Genomic DNA, 5,344 nt, shown 5'->3' on the forward strand with positions numbered 1-5,344 from the left:
TCCCGCGCTCCGGCCCCGGTTTCCGCCTCCCGCCGGACGCCCTGCCCTCCCACCGCCGGACCCCGCCGCGCGGGCGGCCCCGTCACGGCCCCCGTCACGGCCTCCGCCGCGCGGAGCACCGCCGCCGTTCCCCCGATCGCTCATCTGCTCAGACCAGCCGATCCTCGTCGGTGGGCCGTACGCCGCGGGCCCACTCCCCCGCGGTCATCAGGCGCTTGCCCTGCGGCTGCACCTCGCCCAGCTCCACCGGGTGCGTGGCCGTGCCGACCAGGACGGAGTTCTTGGCGGCCGCGACCTGGCCGGGGGCCAGTGCGGGCGCGTCGGGCGCGGGCCGCACCGGGCCGAGCTTGATCCGCTGGTCGCGGAACCCGGTCCACGCGCCGGGGGCGGGGGTGCAGGCGCGGACCAGGCGGTCCACCCGCATCGCCGGGGCGGTCCAGTCGACCCGGGCGTCCTCGACGTTGATCTTCGGGGCGAGGCTCACGCCCTCGGCGGGCTGCGGCCTGGCCTCCAGCGTGCCGTCCTCGATCCCGTCGAGGGTGGCCGCCAGCAGCTCGGCGCCGGACTCGGCCAGCCGGGCCAGCAGCTCGCCGCTGGTGTCGGTGGCGCGGATCTTCTCGGTGACCACGCCGTAGACGGGGCCGGCGTCCAGCTCCTTGACGATCTGGAAGGTGCTCGCGCCGGTGATCTCGTCGCCGTGCAGCACGGAGTGCTGCACCGGGGCCGCGCCCCGCCACGCGGGCAGGATCGAGAAGTGGAGGTTGATCCAGCCGTGGCGCGGGACGTCCAGCGCCGACTGGGGCAGCAGGGCCCCGTAGGCCACCACCGGGCAGGCGTCGGGCCCGATCTGGCGCAATCGCTCCAGGAACGCGGGATCGCCCGCCTTCGGCGGCCTGAGGACCTCGATGCCCGCCTCCTCGGCCAGCTCGGCGACGGGACTGGGGTGGACCTTCCGTCCCCGGCCCGACGGGGCGTCCGGGCGGGTGACGACGGCGACGACGTCGTGGCGCGGCGAGTCCAGCAGCGCGCGCAGCGAGGGCAGGGCGGTGTCCGGGGTTCCGGCGAAGACCAGGCGCACGGTTCCTACAGAGCCTTCCCGTGGGTGGCGTGCGGGGAGAACTTGAACGTGGGCGCGGACAGCCCGCTCCACTCGGCCTGGCGGATCTCCCGCATCGCGAGCTTGCGCTGCGCGGAGTCCATCCGGTCGATGAACAGGATGCCGTCCAGATGGTCGGTCTCGTGCTGGAAGCAGCGGGCCATGAGGTCGGTGCCCTCGAGGGTGACCGGCTCGCCGTGCATGTCGAAGCCCTTGGCCACCGCGCGGATCGCCCGGGGCGTCGGGTAGGTCAGGCCGGGGAAGGACAGGCAGCCCTCCTCCCCCTCCTCGTCGACGTCCTCCGACAGATCGAGGTTCGGGTTGATCAGATGGCCGAGCTGGTCGTCCACGTAGTAGGTGAAGACCCGCAGTCCGACCCCGATCTGCGGTGCGGCCAGACCCGCTCCGGGCGCGTCCATCATGGTGTCGGTGAGGTCCTTGACGAGCTTGCGCAGCTCCTTGTCGAAGTCCTTCACCGGCTCCGCGGGCGTGCGCAGCACCGGGTCGCCGAAGAGGCGGATTGACTGAATGGCCAACAGGGCTCCTTCCACGGAATCCCCCCAGTTTAGGGGCCCCGGCGGCGCGGACCTACCTGGAGCGGGCCTTCATGACCGCCTTGCGCGCGGCCTTGGCCACGGCGGCGTCGGCGTGGTGCGCGCCGAGCATGTCGAGCACCACGATCGCGTCGGGGTGCTCGACGCGGGCCATCTCCTCGACCAGCCGGACCAGGTCCTCCCCCGGTTCGAGCGCGGCGAACTCGCCCATCCCCTCGGGGGCCCGGCCCTGGTGGATCAGCGAGGCGAGCGTGTCGACCGCGATCCAGGTGTTGTCGGCGGGGGTGAGGGTGGGCGCGGGCAGGTCGCGGATGTGCAGCCAGGAGGCCGCGTAGCGCCACAGGGAGGGCTCGGCGAGGGCCTCCCGGACGGGGGCCTCGGCCTCGGGCCCGAGCTCCTCCAGGATCGTGCTCACCACGCCGCGCTGCCCGGCCGCGCCGGAGGCGGCGATCGCGAGCAGCTCCCGGGCGGCGGTCTCGGGGCGCGCGACTCCAGCCACACGGTGACGGCGCTGGGCGCGGCGGAGCCCTTGACGATCGCCTCGACGAGCTCGCCCGCGCCGAGGTCGGCGAAGACCGCGACCTCCGCTCCGGTGGGCGCGTCGTGGCCCTCCCGCATCAGGTCCTGCCGGACGGCCCACACGCCGAGCGGGGTCAGCCGGGGCCAGCCGGCCGGCGACCGCTCGACCAGGCCGCAGTAGCCGAGCAGGTCGAGCGCCGCCTCCAGCTCCCCCGGCAGGGAGGCCGCCAGCCGCCGCATCTGCGCCGGGCGCGCCTCGCAGGCCACCTCGTGCGACTGGAGGATGCCCTTGACCAGGGTGGCGGGGGACAGGCCGTCGCTCACGGCGTACATCGTCGCGAGCATCTCGGCGAGGTGCTCGTCCACCACGGCGGACCCCGTCAGGCTCTCGTCGGCCCGGTCCAGCACGTCCATGACCACGCCGTCCCAGAACTCCAGCAGCGCCCGCGCGGGCAGGTCCCCGGTCAGGACGAGCGGCCCGGGGGCGGCCGTGCCCCGGGAGATCCGCAGCATGCCGGTGTTGACCGCGACGACCCAGAGCAGGTGGATCCGGGCGGGGCCGGGCAGGCCGAGCTCGGCGGCCGCCAGGAACGGGTCGGGCAGCAGGCACTCGGGGGTCACCTGCCGGGTGCCGGTCCAGGCCGCCAGCCGCTGGGCGTCCCGCACCAGCGGGACCCGGAGCACCGCGCGGGCCAGCTCGGCGTCGGGGGCGAGCTCGACCGGCGGGAAGCTCAGCGCCTCGGTGCCGCAGCTCGGGCAGTCGCAGTCGGCGTTTCCAGCGGATCCCGCGTCCCCCGCGACGGCCTCGTCGAGCACCGCCGCCCGCACCTCCCGGGGCGCGGTTCCCAACTCGTCGACCAGCCTCCGCAGTTCGCCGAGATCGAAGACGTTGCCGGTGTTCCCGCTCTTTGCCACCCGTGAAACTTACTCCACAAGAGCCCCACGGATGTACGGCTCAGCCGATCGCACGCGAACGCGCTTTGAAGGCCGCCTTGCGCGCGGCCTTGGCCGCGTTCTGGTCCGGCAGGCAGTGCCCGAGGAGTTCCAGCACGTCGACGGCGTCGGGATGGTCCACCCGCCACATCTCCTCGATCACGTGCGACGGAGGGCCGGAGGCCGCCATGTTCTCGGCGAACGACTCCGGGTCCTCCTCGGCCGCGGGCAGGGCCAGGGCGAGCATGTCCACGCTCATCCAGAGCACCTCGTCCGGGGTGAGCGTCGGCGCGGCCAGGCCGCGCGCGGACAGCCAGTGCACGGCGTGCGGCCGCAGCTCGGCGTCCCCCAGGAAGCCCCGGACGGACTCCTCCGCCTCCGCGCCGAGCCGGTCGACGATCGTGACCGCGACCCCCCGGGCGACGGCGGGTGCGCCCGAGACCGCCCCCAGCAGCTCGGCGGCGGCCTCGGCGGGGCTCCGGCGGGCCAGCCAGCCGGCGATGTCGGACTCGGCCACGTCGGGGAGCACGCCGGCCAGCAGCCCCTCGACCAGGCCGGCCGCGTCGGTCTGGGCCAGGTCGGGTGCCTCGGGCGCGTCGATGCCGAAGACGTCGTAGAGCTCGTGCAGGCCCCAGACCGCCAGCGGGGTCAGCTCCAGCGTCCCCTCGCCCCGGCTGAGCAGCCCGCAGTAGGCCAGCCGCCGCCCGGCCTCCTCCAGGTCGATCTCAGCGCCCTCGTCGGCCAGGCCGATCTCATCCTCGAGGTACTCCTGGACGACGGGTACCGGCACCGGCGCCTGCACCCGGTAGAACAGGTCGAGCAGGGTGTAGAGCTCCTCGTCGACGAGCCGGTCGCCGCTGAAGGCCCCGCCGGTGTCCTTCTCCACGGCGAACCGCACCGTCGCGGCCCACACCTCCAGGGGGTCGGGGTCCTCTCCGTCGAAGACCGCCGTGCCCTCCGTCTGGACCAGGCCGGTGTGCACCGCCAGGTCCCACAGGAACGCGGGGTCGCCGACGGCCAGCTGTGCGCTCGCCTCGGCGGCGTCGCGCACCCGCAGAGCGCCCTTGCGGGTCGGCGTGCGCCCCCCGGCCAGCATCCACTGGGCCAGGCGGCGGGCGTCGGTCAGCAGGGGGACCCGCAGCGCCGCCTCGGCCAGCGCCTCGCGGGGGGCCAGCCGTACCGGCGGGAGGGGGGAGCAGCCCGGGCACTCGCAGAACTCCCCTTCCTGCTCGTCCACGGCGGGCAGGGAGTCCTCCGCCCCGTCCAGCGCGTCGGCGCCCATCGCGCTGAAGAGGCTCTTGGCCATGCCGAACCGCGAGGTGTCGGCCAGGGCGGCCGGCATCTCGGGTTCGATCCGGTCCAGGGTGGCGCGCATGCGCGCGGCCATCTTCCCGCCGATCTCCTCGGTCTCGAGAAGGAAGTCGACGAGGGTCCGGGCGGCCGCGACCGTCTCCGGGGCGCTTTCCGGAGGGGCGATGACCTTGCGCGGATAGATGTTGAGCAGCAGCTCCTCGAAAGTGACCGAGGTGAAATCCCCCAGTTCGTTCACATCCAGGTAGTCGCTGGCGTAGTCGCAGAGCAGACGCGCCTCGTCCGCGTCGACCTCGCGGCCGTGCGCACGCCCCCACGCCCGAAGATCGTCGATGGCCCGATTCACCCATTCAATCGACACAGGGAGAAATTAACGGCTTACTGTCAGCACCGCGAATCGGGGAAACTACTCAAATAGCCTCCATAGGGTCAATGCATACCCTGACCACCTCTGGCGCCTTACGTGCGGAACGCACGCCGGCGGCCCCCTTCAGCGCGGCGGCGAGCATCGGGGCGGCCCCCCACGGCACCCGGACGATGGCGCGTTCCCGCACCTGATCGCCGCGGGGCGTCTCCACCGGCACCGGTCCCAGCACCCGTGCGCCCTCCGGCAGCGCGGTCTCCCCCAGCATCTCCCTGACCGCCGCCGGGGATCCGGTCAGCGTCGCCATCCGCACCGCCGGAGGGAAACCGAGTTCTGTCCTGTCGGCCAGTTCCCGCTCGGCGTGCGTGACCGGGTCCCAGCGCAGCAGCGCCTGCACGACGGGGAGCGCGGAGTCGGCCAGCACGACCAGCTCGGCCCCGGGCCGCAGCAGGGCCGCGGCGTTCAGCCACCGGCGCAGCGTCTCCTCGGCCACCCGCAGGTCCGGCCGCCCAGCAGGGCCCACCCGTCCAGCAGCACCGCCGCGCTCGGGGTCCAGCAGTCGCCCGG

General features: G+C 74.0%; 5 protein-coding genes and 1 pseudogene. All 6 read right to left on the reverse strand.

Annotated features, from left to right (window positions below):
* Positions 1 to 148 precede the first annotated feature (148 nt).
* A complete protein-coding gene (fmt, locus tag ACWJ6R_RS29290; RefSeq protein ID WP_449065326.1) occupies positions 149 to 1,078 on the reverse strand; it encodes a methionyl-tRNA formyltransferase in 930 nt (309 codons plus the stop codon).
* Positions 1,079 to 1,083: 5 nt separating this feature from the next.
* Positions 1,084 to 1,632 carry a peptide deformylase gene (gene def / locus ACWJ6R_RS29295; RefSeq protein ID WP_449065327.1) on the reverse strand — a complete coding sequence of 183 codons (549 nt, stop codon included), beginning with the start codon at positions 1,630 to 1,632 and terminating at the stop codon, positions 1,084 to 1,086.
* Between the two features lie 52 nt (positions 1,633 to 1,684).
* Entirely contained in the window at positions 1,685 to 2,065 is a 381-nt protein-coding gene (locus tag ACWJ6R_RS29300; RefSeq protein WP_449065328.1) for a hypothetical protein, read from the reverse strand.
* On the reverse strand, positions 2,062 to 3,084 hold the full coding sequence (locus tag ACWJ6R_RS29305; RefSeq protein WP_449065329.1) for a hypothetical protein: 1,023 nt from the start codon (positions 3,082 to 3,084) through the stop codon (positions 2,062 to 2,064). The genes ACWJ6R_RS29300 and ACWJ6R_RS29305 overlap by 4 nt, the downstream gene beginning before the upstream one ends.
* Before the next feature lie 40 nt (positions 3,085 to 3,124).
* Positions 3,125 to 4,759 carry a hypothetical protein gene (locus tag ACWJ6R_RS29310; RefSeq protein WP_449065330.1) on the reverse strand — a complete coding sequence of 545 codons (1,635 nt, stop codon included), beginning with the start codon at positions 4,757 to 4,759 and terminating at the stop codon, positions 3,125 to 3,127.
* Between the two features lie 64 nt (positions 4,760 to 4,823).
* A pseudogene (locus ACWJ6R_RS29315) lies at positions 4,824 to 5,344 on the reverse strand (primosome assembly protein PriA); the annotation flags it as partial.

It is taken from the genome of Planomonospora algeriensis (genome assembly GCF_977012225.1).